This window comes from Collinsella aerofaciens, from assembly GCF_001404695.1.
Taxonomy (GTDB): Bacteria; Actinomycetota; Coriobacteriia; order Coriobacteriales; family Coriobacteriaceae; genus Collinsella; species Collinsella aerofaciens_E.
The window spans coordinates 1-14,298 of record NZ_CZAQ01000020.1; the positions used below are offsets into that span (position 1 = coordinate 1).

The 14,298-nt window shown below is 60.1% G+C and carries 14 protein-coding genes; 8 read left to right on the plus strand and 6 right to left on the minus strand.

The window, feature by feature from the left end:
• Positions 1-131: 131 nt before the first annotated feature.
• From AQ996_RS06125 to AQ996_RS06150, 6 genes are all read right to left on the minus strand, one after another.
• Positions 132-941 (minus strand): gamma-glutamyl-gamma-aminobutyrate hydrolase family protein, encoded by an 810-nt coding sequence (locus AQ996_RS06125; RefSeq protein ID WP_055251960.1) that lies wholly within the window; start codon positions 939-941, stop codon positions 132-134.
• An 87-nt stretch (positions 942-1,028) separates the two neighbouring features.
• The gene (locus AQ996_RS06130) at positions 1,029-1,793 is read right to left on the minus strand and encodes an amino acid ABC transporter ATP-binding protein (RefSeq protein WP_055251962.1); all 765 of its coding nucleotides are present in this window, start codon (positions 1,791-1,793) and stop codon (positions 1,029-1,031) included.
• 36 nt (positions 1,794-1,829) lie between these two features.
• Positions 1,830-2,663, minus strand: coding sequence for an amino acid ABC transporter permease (locus tag AQ996_RS06135; protein ID WP_055251964.1), 834 nt, complete (start codon positions 2,661-2,663; stop codon positions 1,830-1,832).
• Positions 2,660-3,319: an amino acid ABC transporter permease gene (locus AQ996_RS06140; protein ID WP_022094657.1), complete on the minus strand. Its 660-nt coding sequence runs from the start codon at positions 3,317-3,319 to the stop codon at positions 2,660-2,662. The genes AQ996_RS06135 and AQ996_RS06140 overlap by 4 nt, the downstream gene beginning before the upstream one ends.
• Positions 3,320-3,457: 138 nt before the next feature.
• Complete coding sequence (locus AQ996_RS06145; RefSeq protein ID WP_055251966.1) at positions 3,458-4,453, minus strand: glutamate ABC transporter substrate-binding protein; 996 nt, start codon at positions 4,451-4,453, stop codon at positions 3,458-3,460.
• 341 nt (positions 4,454-4,794) lie between these two features.
• Complete coding sequence (locus AQ996_RS06150) at positions 4,795-6,576, minus strand: 1-deoxy-D-xylulose-5-phosphate synthase (RefSeq protein ID WP_055251968.1); 1,782 nt, start codon at positions 6,574-6,576, stop codon at positions 4,795-4,797.
• 228 nt (positions 6,577-6,804) lie between these two features.
• On the opposite strand from AQ996_RS06150, the gene AQ996_RS06155 reads away from it, so the two are divergent.
• From AQ996_RS06155 to AQ996_RS06190, 8 genes are all read left to right on the plus strand, one after another.
• Entirely contained in the window at positions 6,805-7,341 is a 537-nt protein-coding gene (locus AQ996_RS06155; protein WP_055251969.1) for an HD domain-containing protein, read from the plus strand.
• A gap of 3 nt (positions 7,342-7,344) precedes the next feature.
• The gene (locus tag AQ996_RS06160; protein ID WP_233505172.1) at positions 7,345-8,364 is read left to right on the plus strand and encodes a putative ABC transporter permease; all 1,020 of its coding nucleotides are present in this window, start codon (positions 7,345-7,347) and stop codon (positions 8,362-8,364) included.
• A 198-nt stretch (positions 8,365-8,562) separates the two neighbouring features.
• Positions 8,563-9,840: an ammonium transporter gene (locus AQ996_RS06165; RefSeq protein ID WP_055251971.1), complete on the plus strand. Its 1,278-nt coding sequence runs from the start codon at positions 8,563-8,565 to the stop codon at positions 9,838-9,840.
• A gap of 212 nt (positions 9,841-10,052) precedes the next feature.
• Positions 10,053-10,391, plus strand: coding sequence for a P-II family nitrogen regulator (locus AQ996_RS06170; RefSeq protein WP_055251973.1), 339 nt, complete (start codon positions 10,053-10,055; stop codon positions 10,389-10,391).
• A gap of 74 nt (positions 10,392-10,465) precedes the next feature.
• Complete coding sequence (locus AQ996_RS06175) at positions 10,466-11,128, plus strand: TetR/AcrR family transcriptional regulator (protein WP_055251975.1); 663 nt, start codon at positions 10,466-10,468, stop codon at positions 11,126-11,128.
• Positions 11,129-11,228: 100 nt separating this feature from the next.
• A complete protein-coding gene (locus tag AQ996_RS06180) occupies positions 11,229-12,491 on the plus strand; it encodes an MFS transporter (protein WP_055251977.1) in 1,263 nt (420 codons plus the stop codon).
• 109 nt (positions 12,492-12,600) lie between these two features.
• Positions 12,601-13,464, plus strand: coding sequence for an HAD-IIB family hydrolase (locus AQ996_RS06185; RefSeq protein WP_316242508.1), 864 nt, complete (start codon positions 12,601-12,603; stop codon positions 13,462-13,464).
• A gap of 121 nt (positions 13,465-13,585) precedes the next feature.
• A complete protein-coding gene (locus tag AQ996_RS06190) occupies positions 13,586-14,296 on the plus strand; it encodes a TetR/AcrR family transcriptional regulator (protein WP_040358972.1) in 711 nt (236 codons plus the stop codon).
• The last annotated feature ends 2 nt before the right edge of the window (positions 14,297-14,298 follow it).

Here is a 14,298-nt window from a genome sequence, read left to right on the forward strand (position 1 = left end):
AAGCCCACCGGCCTAATGGCTTGGCGTCAGCATGCCGCGATTCGGTCGCACGGAGAGCATTTCCCAGTTGACAAAACTATAGGAACACCCCCCTAGTATGATGTGAGGCTTTAGCCTGTGTGGTTCGTAAACTAGCGGGCCTGCTTAACCTTTGCCGCCGCCTCGACAAACGACTTCCACAGGTTAAAGTCGGTCTCGAGCGTCTTCCACGTGTACTCGGGATGCCATTGCACGCCCAAGCAGAATGGCTGGCCTTCGACCTCGATGCACTCGGGAACGCCGTCGGTTGCCTTGGCGACCAAACGCGTGCTCTTACCCAGACGATCGACGCAGCAGTGGTGTGCGGAGTTGGTTTGGATCAGCCTGTGTCCGCCAAGCGCGCGCTCCAGCAGCGAGCCCGGAACGACTTCGACCGGGTGCACGGGGTCGTTGAGCACATGGGTATGGCGCCACTGCGTGCGACCCTCGCGCGCACCCAGGCTCGGCACGTCCATGCACAGGGTGCCGCCGGTGGCGACGTTGAGCAGCTGCGTGCCGCGGCAGGTGGTAAAGAGCGGCTTCTTGGCGCGAAGCACCTCGTTGACGAGCTTAAACTCAAAACGGTCGCGAATCTCGCAGCACAGCGTGGGGTCGTAAGGACGCTCGTCGCCCCAGCGCTTGGGGTTGACGTCCGGGCCGCCAGGAATGGCGATACCGTCGGCGATTTCCACGTAATGACGGATGACATCAGTGTCTTCGGTAATAGACATCTGCAGCGGCAGGCCGCCGGCGGCAAGAATAGCGTCGACAAAGACGCTCGCGATCTCCTCGTTGGGGGAGAGTGTCTCGCTCAAAAAGGGCTTCGCTTCTTCCCAGCGTGGCGCCACCAGGATAAGCGGGCGGTCGGCGGGATCGATGTCGACGTGCGGGGTATAGGACGATGAGGTGCGGGTTCCAATCATGGGCGTGGCTTTCGAATCCGGGTGGACATGGCGCAGGGCGGCGCGGGGCAAACGCTGTTGATGAATTTGCCCCGCGTGGCAATTGGGTTAGTGGCCCTTGATGGAGTTGAGGAAGTCCTGGGCGCGTTGGGTCTTGGGGTGGTCGAAGAACCCGTCGGGCGTGCCGGTTTCCACGATCTGGCCGTCGGCCATAAACACGACGCGGTCGGCCACGCGGCGGGCAAAGTTCATCTCGTGCGTAATCACGATCATCGTCATGCCCTGCTGGGCCAGACGGACCATGACCTCGAGCACCTCGTTGATCATTTCGGGATCGAGGGCGCTCGTGGGCTCGTCAAAGAGCATGGCCTTGGGCTGCATCGCGAGCGAACGGGCGATGGCTACGCGCTGCTGCTGGCCGCCCGAGAGCTGTGCGGGCACCTTATCGGCCTGCTCGGCAACGCCCACGCGGCCCAGCAGGTCCATGGCGCGCTCACGAGCCTCCTCCTTGGACACGCCCAGCACGTCGACCGGCCCCAGCATGACGTTCTGCAGTACGGTCATATGTGCGAACAAGTTGAACTGCTGAAACACCATGCCCAGCTCGGCGCGCATGCGGGCAAGATCCTTGCCTTCCTGCGGCAGGGGCTCGCCCTCGATGAGGATCTCGCCCGAGTCGATGGTTTCCAGGCGGTTGATGGTTCGGCACATGGTCGACTTGCCCGAGCCCGAGGGGCCGATCACGACGACGACCTCGCCACGGTCGACCGAGAGATTGATGTCGTTGAGGACGTGCAGGTCGCCGTAGTGCTTATCGACGTGTCTGAGCTCGATCAGCGGCTGATTGCCGGTGGAAGAGGTGCTCTGTGCCATGGTGCTCGGCTCCTTATGACTCGAAATGGTAAAGCGTTAGCGGATGATGGTCGCGCCGGTCTTGTGCGAAACGTAGACAGCGGCCTTGTTGATCGCGACGTTGATGAGGATGTAGATGACCGCGATAACCAGGTAGACCGACACGAGGGCGTCGTAGTTGGTAATGAGCACGCGGGCATTTTGCATGAGGTCGGGGTAGCTTACCACGTAGGCGACGGTGGTGTCTTTGACTACGACCACGAGCTGCGAAATCAACGACGGAATGATAAAGCGAATCGCCTGCGGCAAAACGATTTTAAAGGTGATTTTAGCCTTGGAGAGACCGAGTGCCTGGGCGGCCTCGACCTGACCGCGCGGCACGGCGTTGACGCCGGCACGGAAGATCTCGGCCAGTACGCCGGCCGCCGCGAGCGCGACGGGAAGCGTGAGCATCCAAAACGACGGCAGTGCGATCTTGTACTGGGGCAGCACCAAAAAGAAGAAGTAGATGAACAGCAGGCTCGGCACGCCACGGAAGAAATCGGTGAGCACGCGGCAGGCCAGCTGCAGCGGCTTGATGTCGCTCGTGCGGCCGAGCATGAGGGCCAGACCCAGTACCAGCGCGATGGCGCCGGCGGTGAGTGCGACTTTAACGGTGCCCTCAAAACCGGCGAGCAAGAATTTCCAGGTGGTGAGGTGCGTAAAGAAATACCAATAGTGGACCGAAAGCTGACCGGTCACGTAAAAGCGCTGCAGTACGAGGACGACGAGCGCGGCCACGGCAACAAGTGAGATGGCGGTGCCGACGCGAATCTTGGTGCGCATCTTGGGGCCGGGAGCCTCGTAGAGCGCATCGCGCATGGTGAGCGCGGAGGTGGAGTGCTTGCTCATCGGAGGATCCTCACCTTCTTATCGATATAGTTGCCAATGTGGCTCACCACAAAGGCCGTGCCCAGGTAGCCGAGTGCCGAGATAAAGAACGCGGCGACGCCGCCGAGCGAGCGCGTGTTGATGTAGCTCACCACGCCGGTGAGCTCCTGCGGTTTAAGTGGCACCTGACTGCCGAGCGCGGTGGTGAGCATGACGGCGATAAAGAGGTTGGTCATGGGCAGCACACTCGAGCGCAGCGCCTGCGGAATCACGATCTTGGCGAGGATACGGCTGAAGCTCATGCCGAGCGAACGGGCGGCTTCCACCTGGCCGACACCGACGGTGTTGATGCCGCTCATAAAGTTCTCGGAGCCAAATGCCGAGCCCAGCAACACCGTGGCGACGATAACGCAGGTGCGGTAGGGCAGGACGACCTTGAGCGGCGGCAGCGCATAGACGACGATGATGAGCAGCGCAATGCCGGGGATGTTACGGAAGACCTGGACATACAGGTCGCCAAAGACGCGCAGCGGCTTGAGCGGCGACACGCGCATCACAGTGACGGCGACGGCCAGCACCATGGCGATGGCAAACGACTCAAGCGTCATGCCCCAGGTTGCTAGCAGCGCGTCGATATAGTTCTGGCCATAGAGCGACCAGAGCTCGGAGAGACTCATGCGGACCTCCCGCCGGTAAGGAAAGGGGCTCCCGTGTGTACGGAAGCCCCGACAACTCAGTGAGGAAACAGTTTAGCGCAATAAAGCGCATCGTGCGTTTCCGTATGGTTTCGTAGCGGCCGTTACTAGGGTCGCTGCCTAGGCGCCGATCTCGGGCAGCTCGGGAACATTGGTGTCGCCCGTACGGTCGCCAATGCAGATCTGCCACAGCTCGGTCCAGGTGCCGTCATCCTCGATCTTCTTAAGGAAGTCGTTGACAAAGGCGACGCCGTCGGAATCGAGTGGCAGGCCAATGCCATAGGGCTCCTTGCTGCCGAAGGGCTTGCCGGCAATCTTGTACTTACCGGGCTCGCGGACCAGGGCGCTCTGCTGCATGTTGTTGTCGATGACGTAGGCGTCAACGCGGCCCTGCTGAAGTGCCTGGCGGGCCTCCTCGTCGGTCTTGAACTCCTGTTGGCTGGCCTTGGGGGCGAACTCCTCCAGGATGGCGGGGCCGTTGGAGCCGGACTGGACGGCGACGTTCTTGTCGGCCAGGTCGTCGACGCTCTTGATGTCGTCGTTGTCGGCGAGCACCAGGATAGCCTGCTGGGTGTAGTAGTAGGGACCGGCGAAGGAGACGAGCTTCTTGCGCTCGTCAGTGATGGTGTAGGTGGCAAAGACAGCGTCGACCTGGCCGTTCTGCAGGACGGACTCGCGCGTGTCCGAGGTCACCTGGGTGATCTCGACCTTGTTCTCGCCCAGAATGTAGTTGGACAGAAGCTGCGCGATGCCGGCATCGAAGCCGCGGGTCTGACCGTCTTTCTCGTTGAGGAGAGAGAAGAGTGTGGAGGTCTGAACGCCACCGATCTTAAAGACGCCGGCGTCCTTGACGGCCGTGGCCCAGGTGCTGGCGGCGATGGCGTCGTCATCGGCCTTGGGGCCGTTGTCGACGAGTTTGTCGAATGCCTTGGCATCGAGTATGGTGGAAGCCTCGGTATCTTCGGAGCTCTTGGAGGAGCCAGCGGCGGAACCCTTGTCAGCCTCGGCGCTGGTGTCAGAGCAGCCGGCAAGACCAAGGCCGGCGACGGTTGCGAAGGTGGCGGCAACGAAGCCGCGGCGGTCGAGAACGACCTGCTGGGAGAGGTTCTTGCTCATAGGAGAACACCTTTCTCAATAAAATCCCTAGCGGTTGAGTAGAGTTATACCCCATCCCGCTCAAATGGGTCAACACGAAATAACTCAGAAACATACTTGTCTTATAGGTTATTCTACCTACCAAAAAGGGACAGGTCTATTTTGGTAGGTTTTATCTGGGAAAACGTCGGTTATTGCTGCTGAGACGGCGTTTCGCGGACGGCGTGGTCGCTCGCGGCGGTCGCTATAATGGCGGCAACGCGACACATATATAAGTAAGGAGATCGCGTATGAACGGTTATTCGTTTTTCGCGCCGCGAAAATAAAAACCTCCGCATGGGTGCTTCCCTTGCGGAGGTTTTTTACTCGTTCAGTAGCCTTACGGCCTCGGCGGCCATGTTCTCGACCGTCATGCCGTTCTGAGCGAGCAACTCGTTGGGGTCGTAGCGGTCGGGGAAGCCCTTGGCGATGCCAAAGGTGCGCGTGCGCACGGGCGTGCAGGCCAAGTAGCACGCGACACGCTCGCCCCAGCCACCGTCCAAGATGCCGTCCTCGAGAGTGACGACAACGCGATGCTCGGCGGCAAGACTGTCGAGGAACTCGCGGTCGAGCTCGGTTGCATAGCGCGGGTTGACAAGCGTGGCCTCGATGCCGTACTCGGCGGTCAGACGGTTTGCCACGCGCTCGCCCAGCTCAAAGAAATCGCCGAGCGCGAGCACTGCTACGTCTCGACCCTGGCGCACCACGTTGTAGCGAACGGCGCTGTAGTCGGTGTCTTCGGCAGGCGCAAGGTCGGGGCGGCTTACCAGGCCGATGCCCGGTACACGAATCGCCACGGGATGCTCGCGGTGGTCGAGCGACCAGCTCAGCATGGACAGATATTCCTCCATGCAGGCCGGCGCCAAGTAGTGCATGTTGGGAAGACCGCCCAGCATGGAAATATCAAAGAACGAGAGGTGCGTCTCGGACGTGGTGCCAAAGATCGACGCACCAAACACCAAAATGGTCGCCGGGGCGTCGTTGAGGCACAGGTCGTGCCACAGCTCGTCGTAGGCGCGCTGCAAAAACGTGCCGTACACACCAAAGACTGGCTTGGCGCCCGAGCGCGCAAGCGCGGTGGCAAAGGTCACGGCGTGCTCCTCGGCAATGCCCACGTCAACAAACTGCTTGCCTGCCGCGGCGCGAAGCTCGGGCGTAAAGCCCATGATGTAGGGCGTTGCGGCCGTGATGCCCACAACCTGCGGATCGCGCTCTATGGCAGCGCTCAGGGCCTCGCCCGTAATGTCGGCATAGGTGCGCGGCGCAGGCTCGCTCGGATGGCCCGGGCAGAGCTTGCGCCCAGTCGCCATGTCAAACGGACCTACATGATGCCAGCGCTCGGGGTCGCTCTGGGCCGGCTCAAAGCCCTTGCCCTTCGCGGTGGAGACGTGCAGCACGATGGGATGATCGATATCGCGCAGTTCCTGCAGCACGTCGACTAGGGCCAACACATCGTTACCGGCGTCCAGATAGCGGTAGTCGAGCCCCATCGCGCGGAAAACGTTGCGCTCACAGGTGCCGTTGCTGGCGCGCAGCTCGGCCAGATTGCGATACAGGCCGCCATGGTTCTCGGCAATGGACTGGTCGTTGTCATTGACGACGATGATCAAGTTGCTGTCGAGCTCGGCGGCATTGTTGAAGCCCTCAAACGCCAGACCGCCCGAAAGCGAACCGTCGCCAATGATGGTGATGACGTTGTACGCATCGCCCGCCAGGTCACGAGCGTGCGCCAAGCCGCAGCCCAGGCTCACCGATGTGGAGGTGTGCCCCATGGCAAACAGGTCGTGTTCGGACTCGTTGGGATTGGCAAAGCCAGAGGCCTCGCCGTAGCGTGCCGGGTCGATATAAGTGTACGCGCGCCCAGTCAGCGCCTTGTGGGCATAGGTCTGGTGTGACACGTCAAAGACAATTTTGTCGGTGGGGGAGTTAAACACGCGATGGAGCGCGACCGTAAGCTCAACGACGCCCAGGTTGGGGGCAACGTGCCCGCCGACGGCGGCGGAGCTTTCGAGGATGGCGTGGCGGATCTCGCCGCAGAGCAGCGGAAGCTCGGCGCGATCGAGAGCCTTGACGTCCTCGGGCGTTGTCGTTTGCGTAAGCAGCATCGTTGTGGGTTACTCCATGCGAATCGTGCGCCGGCACTCCCTCGGCCGGCACAATTGCACAAGACAGTCTCGCACATTTTGGCGTTTGATATGTGACGGCGGCGCGGTAATTCGCCAACTGGTGGGGCAAAACGTTTTGTCCGATGCCATACTGATAAGTTCCATGATGATTTTATTCATTGCGTGCAGGCTGTGGCTTGCCGCCGAGCGCCGCCGGAAGGAGGCCGCATGTCCGATACCGTTCGTGCCGAGAAAATCGCGTGCGAAGTAGACCATGCTGCCCGTCAACTGGCACAGGAGGGCCGTTTGGACCTGACGCGCGAGTTTATCCAGCATGGCGATGTGACGGTGTATACGCATGTGACCTCGGTGGCGCGGGCAAGTCTGTCCTTTGCCGAGCGCCTGGGCCGCGTCGGTATCTCCGTCGACCGCTTGTCGCTGCTGCGCGGGGCCCTGCTGCACGATTACTTTCTCTATGACTGGCACGATCCCGACCCAAGCCATCGACTGCATGGCTTTCGGCATCCGTTTTTTGCCCTGGCGCGTGCCGAAGAGGATTATGAGCTGACGTCGCGCGAGCGGAATATCATCGCGCGCCATATGTTTCCGCTGGTACCGGTGCCGCCGACGTGTCGCGAGGCATGGATTGTGTGCCTGGCGGATAAATGGTGCGCGCTGCGCGAGACGATTGCCGGCCGTCTGCCGCGCAAAGACAGGGCGGACGATGACGTGAGCAGCGAATCGAACGAAAAGAGGAGAGGGTAGACGGTGGGAACCGCGATCGACATGGCATTTGACGGCGCGACGCTTGCCGCCTGTCCGCTCTCGGCGCTGGTACTCTCGTTTGCCTTCTACGGTTTTTGCGGCTGGGTATGGGAGTCGACAGTCTGCGCCATGCTCAACCACGGACGCTTTGCCAACAGCGGCTTTTTGCTAGGGCCGTGTTGTCCCATCTACGGTGCGGGCGGCATCGCGTGCTGGTTGCTGCTGCGTGGAATCCCAGACGCCTCGAGCCAGTTTGTCGCTGCCGCGCTCGTATGCAGCGTGATCGAATATAGTGTGGGCGTGCTGTTGGAAAAAACGACGGGTGCCCGGTTTTGGGATTACTCGCATCTGCCGTTTAACCTGCACGGACGCATCTGCCTGTACTGGGCCTGCGCGTTTGGCTTGGGTGCGTTGTGTATTTGCCGTTTAGTGGAGCCGGCATTGCTGGGGCTGCTTGGCCATCTGCCGGTGCTGATTGTGCGGCTGTCCGCCTTTATCGTCGCGGTCGCGATGATGGTCGATGCGGTGTGCTCGTTGGCCAGCTGGCGCCGCCTGTCCGATCAGCTTGAGCGTGTGCGTGCCGACCTTGCCGACCGCATCAATGAGTCGCTTGCCGACGCCTCCGACTCTATGCTCGAACGTATTCCCGATTCGGCGATCGACTCGGTGGCGCAGACGCATATCCGCGGTCGCGCCGTTAACGCTTGGCTGGCCGAGCTGGGCGACGCGGCGCTCGATGCCCTGCGCGAGAAGGCTTCGATGCCGACGTTTATCTCGGATGGTGCTCGCGGCCTGGCGCTCGCTGCCCGCCGCGTTGCCGATGTCGCGCCGAGCATGCCGCGTCCGTCGCTCAGTCGTCGCCTTGCCGGCAAGCGCATGAGCCGTCCGGTGCCGAGTGTGTCGCTCAGCCGTCGTGACCTGCGCTTCTTTAACGCCTTCCCGCGTCTGCGCATCAATCGCTACGAGGGCGTCATCCGAGCTACCGACCTCCGCGACCGAGCCCGCGAGCTGTTCCGGCGCTAGCCAGAGCGGAGCCAAGCGCGCCCTTCTCGTTCGCACGTTTCCCGTTCGTTTCGCGCCCGTTGCCGTGCCGTTTCCAAGATTGCGGCACCGTTTCCATTCGACAACGCAGCGTTTAACAACGCCGTATCTGGTCTACACCAGTTGGCCCTCGGCCGCATCATGAGCGCCGACAACGTTCATGCGACCAAGGGGGAGCGAATGTACGATACGGGATCGACAACGTTTATGCTCATCTGCACCATGCTCGTGTTTTTAATGACACCGGGTCTGGCGTTTTTCTATGGCGGCCTGTCCAGGCGCAAAAATGTCATCAACACCATGCTTATGTGCTTTGGCGCCATTGGCCTGGTTGGTGTGCTGTGGATTGTTGCCGGCTGGTCGCTGGCCTACGGTGGCGACGGTTCTAACCCGTTTATTGGCGGCTTTGACCAGCTGCTGTGCCTGCCGGTGCTCAACCAGGTGCTGCAGGCGGCCGAGGGCAATGCTGCGGATGGTGCCGTCTACCCTCAGATCATCAACATCGCCTTCCAGATGGCGTTTGCCATGATCACCGCCGCTATCGTTACGGGCAGTCTGGCAGGCCGCGTTAAGTTTGGTGCCATGACGGCCTTCCTGGGCATTTGGCTGCTCGTGGTCTATGCGCCGCTCGCCCACATGGTTTGGGGCGGCGATGGTTCCTTTATCGGCGACATCATCGGCGCGCTCGACTTTGCCGGCGGCGACGTGGTACACATTTCGTCCGGTCTCACGGGCCTGATTCTCTGCTTAATGCTCGGCCGTCGTCGCGGCTTTGGCATGATGAGCTACCGTCCGCATAACGTGCCGTTTGTGGCGCTGGGCGCCGGCCTGCTTTGGTTTGGCTGGTTTGGCTTTAACGGCGGCAGCGAGTTTAAGGCCGACGCCGTGGCGGCGCTCGCCATCCTCAACACCGTGACGGCCAGCGCGGCGGGCATGGTCTCGTGGCTTGCCGTCGAGCGCGTGCACACCGGTCGCCCCACGCTGGTGGGTGCCAGCACCGGTCTGGTTGCGGGCCTTGTGGTGGTCACGCCGGGTGCGGGCTTTGTCGAGCCGTGGGCAGCGCTGGTCATGGGCCTGATCGTCTCGCCCGTCTGTTACCTGGCCATCAGCCATCTTAAGACCAAGTTTGGCTACGACGATGCGCTCGACGCGTTCGGTTGCCACGGTATCGGCGGCATCTTGGGCGGCGTGCTCACGGGCCTGTTCTGCGTGCCGGAGCTTTCGTGGACCGGTAAGGGCGGCCTGTTCTACACGGGCGACGTGTCGCTGCTCATCTCGCAGGTCCTGGGCATTGTGGTGACGGTCGCTATTGTGCTGGTGCTCGACTTGGCAATCGCCGCGGTGGTCAAAGCGCTGTTCCACGGTAGCCTGCGTGTGGGCGAGGCCGACGAGGCGCTGGGCTTGGATGCCAGCCAGCACGGCGAGAGCGCCTATCCTTCTTTCTCCGGACTCGATTAGCAGCTTCCCCAAGCACCGCACCTTGCCGTTCAATCGTCGCTCACGTACTTAAGTACGCTTCGCTCCTCTTTCACGGCAATCTGCGGCACTTGGGAAACCTGCTAAGACCAGTCAGTTGAACTTTTTGATTTCTGAGGTTGGTTTGCGGCACCTGGAAAACCCGTGCCATGTGAAGGACAATTCATTTCTTTTATTGAAGAGAGGAATTCACTATGAAGAAAATTACGGCTACCGTGCGCCAGGAGAAGCTTGAGGTTCTCAAAGACGCGCTGTTTGCTGCCGATGTTCGCGGTATGACGATTAACCAGGTGCAGGGCTGCGGCGCACAGCATGGCTGGAAGGAATACGTGCGCGGCAACGAGCTGCTCGTCAATACCATCCCCAAGGTGCAGTTCACCCTCATCTGCGCCGATGAGCACGTTGACGGAATTGTCGACATCATCTGCAATGCCGCCCGCACCGGTGCCGTTGGAGACGGCAAGATTTGGGTCGAGCCGGTCGAAGAAGTCATCCGCATTCGCACCGGCGAACACGGCCCGGCCGCGGTGTAGAATCGACCGTCTGCCATCCGCAACGTTAAAATGCTGCAATGAGGCACAAGACTTGCGTTGCGGATGGGCGGATTATGGGTCGCAATAAATATCCCGAGGAGACGGTCGCGAAGATTCTCGACGCGGCACTGGAGCTATTCTGCGCACAGGGTTATGAGGGGACGAGTATTCAAGATATCGTTTACCGTCTCGACGGCATGACCAAGGGCGCTGTCTATCACCACTTCAAGAGCAAAGAAGAGATTTTCAACGCCGCGTTTGATCGGGCGATGACTCCGATTGTTGAGCACCGCCGCTCGATGCTTGGCGTCGGTAATATGACCGGAGCCCAAAAGCTCAAGCGACTGTACGCTCCCGAGTCCGTTGTTCCACAAATTGAGCTATGGGCACGTATGCGTCCTGCAGCAGATCCGGTAAAAAGCTCGCGCCTACTGGCGATGCAGTACCAGGGCTCATTTGACGAGTCGGCCGATGGCTGTCTCTTGCCAGTGATCGAGGAGGGCATCGCCGACGGCTCCATTGCGTGCGAATGCCCGCGCGAAGCGGCGGAGGCCGTATCGTTGTTGGCGAATCTTTGGCTGCTGCCATTGTTCCGTCCGCTCGAGCCCAAGGAGCGAATGCTCGCTCGCGCACAATGTTTGGCGCAGATGGCTGCCGCGGTGGGGCTCGATTTGGGTAATGAAGTGCTTCAGACAACGGCGCAGATTTGGGACGTATGGGACCGCGCCGGGTGGTAATATAGATACCAACGGTATGTAATTGATTTGTGAGGGTAGCCACGGCTGCCCTTTTCAAGTCATTAAATACATACTAGTGGTATGTATAGGGGGTGGGCTTATGGCTGGGCTGAGAGACGTCGGCGTCTCGTTGAAATCAAAAACAGTGCGGTCAATCAGGCTCGCGGAACTTCTGGTTGCGCAGCTGTGCACGTATTCGATGCTGTCGGCGCTGTGCTTTGCGTATCCACTTTACTTGTTCGATTGCAGTGGATCGTCAACGTTATATGGCGCCGTCGTGGCGACGGCGTTCATACCCGGCGTACTCGCAACTCCGGCTGGTGGGATCTTAGCGGATCGGGGAAGACACCGCGAGGTCTTCGTGTCCCTCGGCATTGCTCTGATGACTGCATCACTGCTGTCTATCCCCATGAAGCGCTCGTTGCCTCTTGCGGTCGTCGTAGTAGCGATACTTTGTGTTCAATATGGTGTTCAATCGCTGCTAAAGCCAATGCTCCAAATTGAGACGGTGCGTATGGCGGGTGAAGAGAAGGTTGAGCGGGCCACTGCATTGGTTTCGCAGATGACCATGGTGAGCAATATCTTGGGTCCTGTGGTCGGGACGGCAGTCTATGGGTGCTTTGGCATCGATGCTCTTTGCACAACCGCGTCGGTGGCGTTTGCGATTTCAGCTCTCTTGTTTGGGGTCGCACTCAAGCAAAACGCCTCATCTGAAACGATGAGAGACGGCGCGACTCGCACGACATGCCGAAACGATTTTCGGGAGTCGATTCAGTATCTGTTGCAAAATGCATCATTGGTCGCTGTGATTTTGCTTGCGGCAGTTTTGAACCTTGCGTTGGTTGGGCTAACGATTGGCGCTCCCATTATTGTTACAAAGCATCTCGGCATGCAATCGTCCTGCGTTGGGATAGTTGAGGTTGCTCTGGGCCTGGGTGGTCTTACCGGCAGTGGCTTGGTCGGCATTTGGCCGCATCGTTTTTCTTTCAATGGCATATGCCGATATGTTGCGATGATCTGTTTTGGAGTCGCGCCGATTATTGTTACGCTGTTGTTCGGCGTAGATGTATGCGTGTTCACCGTGTTTGCGGTTGGTTCGGCATGGGTCATGGTGTGGGCGAGCATTACGTCGGTTGAAATCATCGCGTTTGTTCAGCGGGTAGCGCCGACTGAGCTCTGCGGAAAAGTGCTTTCGGTCGTTTACATGGTCCTTTCCTGCGCAACACCTATCGGCCAATTGACGTACGGGGTTGCATATGATCGATGGACACCGGCGATTGTATTCGCAGCCATGTTGGCGGTGCTGACGTTGACGACGGCTCTGTTTTATCGGCTGAAAAATCGATTGCGGCGATTGTCTTAACGCGCTGGGGCACCGTGAATTTGTGAAGGCGGTGGTACGCCGCGCCGGGACGGCATTGTTTGGACATGCCTCTCCTTCGTCTACAATATCGGGCAGACGAAGGAGAGGCATGTCCATGATCAAGATGTTCGCGAGTGACTTAGACGGAACGCTGCTGAACGCCCTGCACGAGGCGGATGGGACCATCCGCCGCGCCATTCGCGAGCTGACTGAGGCTGGCCTGCACGTGGTTCCCGCGACTGGACGCTCGACGTTGCCGATCGGCGAGCATGGCTTTACGGGCTTGGCGCTTGACGCCTGCTGCTCCAATGGATCCATCGTGCGCGACAGCCATGGCGAGGTGCTCAAGACTTGGACCATCGATCCGCAGGTCACTGAGGAACTGCTCAAGGCGTTCCCGGACATTTGCTTTGATTGTTCCACGCCCGATGGCATGTACTCGAGCGGTTCGTTCGAGATGCATCAGGCGGGCTTTAAAAAGGACAGTCCCATCAAGCGCATCGTGATGCGCGGCATGCGTGCGCGCGGCGGGTATCACGAGGAGCAGTATTTCGACCAGTCGATCGGTGACATCCTGCGCCACGATGTATGCAAGATCAATTGTCGCGTGACCTCGCCCGAGCTGGAGCGTGACCTTAAGGCCTATCTTGCCGAGCGCTCGGACCGTGTGGTCAACGCGCCGTTCGATCCGGTGATGTTCGAGATCACGGACGTGGCATGCAACAAGGGCGAGAGCGTGGCCTGGCTGGCGGGCTACTACGGTATTGCCGAGGACGAGGTCGCGGTCTATGGAGACGGCGGCAACGACATCGCCATGCTCAAGCGTTTCCGCCACAGCTACGCGACCAAAAACGCTAACGATGCAGCTAAGGCCGCCGCGAGCGCGACCATCGGCAGCTGCATGGCCCACGCCGTCCCCAAACACATGCTCGCCACCATGCGCAAGCAGAATTCCCGCACCGTCATCGAATAATGTGACAAAGGGACAGTCCCTTTGCCACAATCTAAATATTGCCTTTACGTGTTGATGCACACGGTGTGCAATAATACTCGCACTGTGCAATAGCGCACAGGCTGAGTAACAAGGAGGACGCTTGTCCCAGCTCGAGAAATGCGATCGCCGGTCCCTTCGCTCGCAGCGTGCCCTTCGCCAGGCACTTGCCAGCGAGCTTGCCGAAAGCGGCGACCTTTCGCGCATTAATGTCGCGTCGCTCACCGAGCGCGCCGGCCTTACGCGCCGCACGTTCTATTCGCACTACCGCGATATCCCCGACTTTATCAATCAAATCGAGGACGGCTTGCTGGCCGAGATCCGTGAGCGCATTGAGCTCATCACCGCAGCTCAGCTGCCCGATCTCTATCACAATATCGACGAGCTCGAGCCGGCGCCCGGTTCGGTTGAGCTGCTGCGTTATCTTGCGGCCAACCGCGACTTAATCGGTGCGCTGCTGGGTCCGGGCGGCGACCAGGCCTTCATTAAAAGGATCATCGACACCGCGCGTGAGGCTGTGGTGCCGCGTGCGCAGACGGGCATTTTGGGCCTGGCGCTGGGCACGTTCTTTGACTACTACGTCACCTACGTCGTGAGTGCCGAGGTTGGCATGATTCAGCGCTGGTTTGAGCGTGGGCTCACCGAATCGCCCGAGGCCATGGCGCGCATTATGACGGTGCTCGCTTTTGTGCGCCCTGGTGACCTGTATGGCCAACCCATCGATATCAACGTGCCGGAATACGGCATGAAGCTATTGAACTTGCAGCTCGAGGACGCGGCCGACACCGCCGCAACCGTCGAGTCCAACAACTAAGA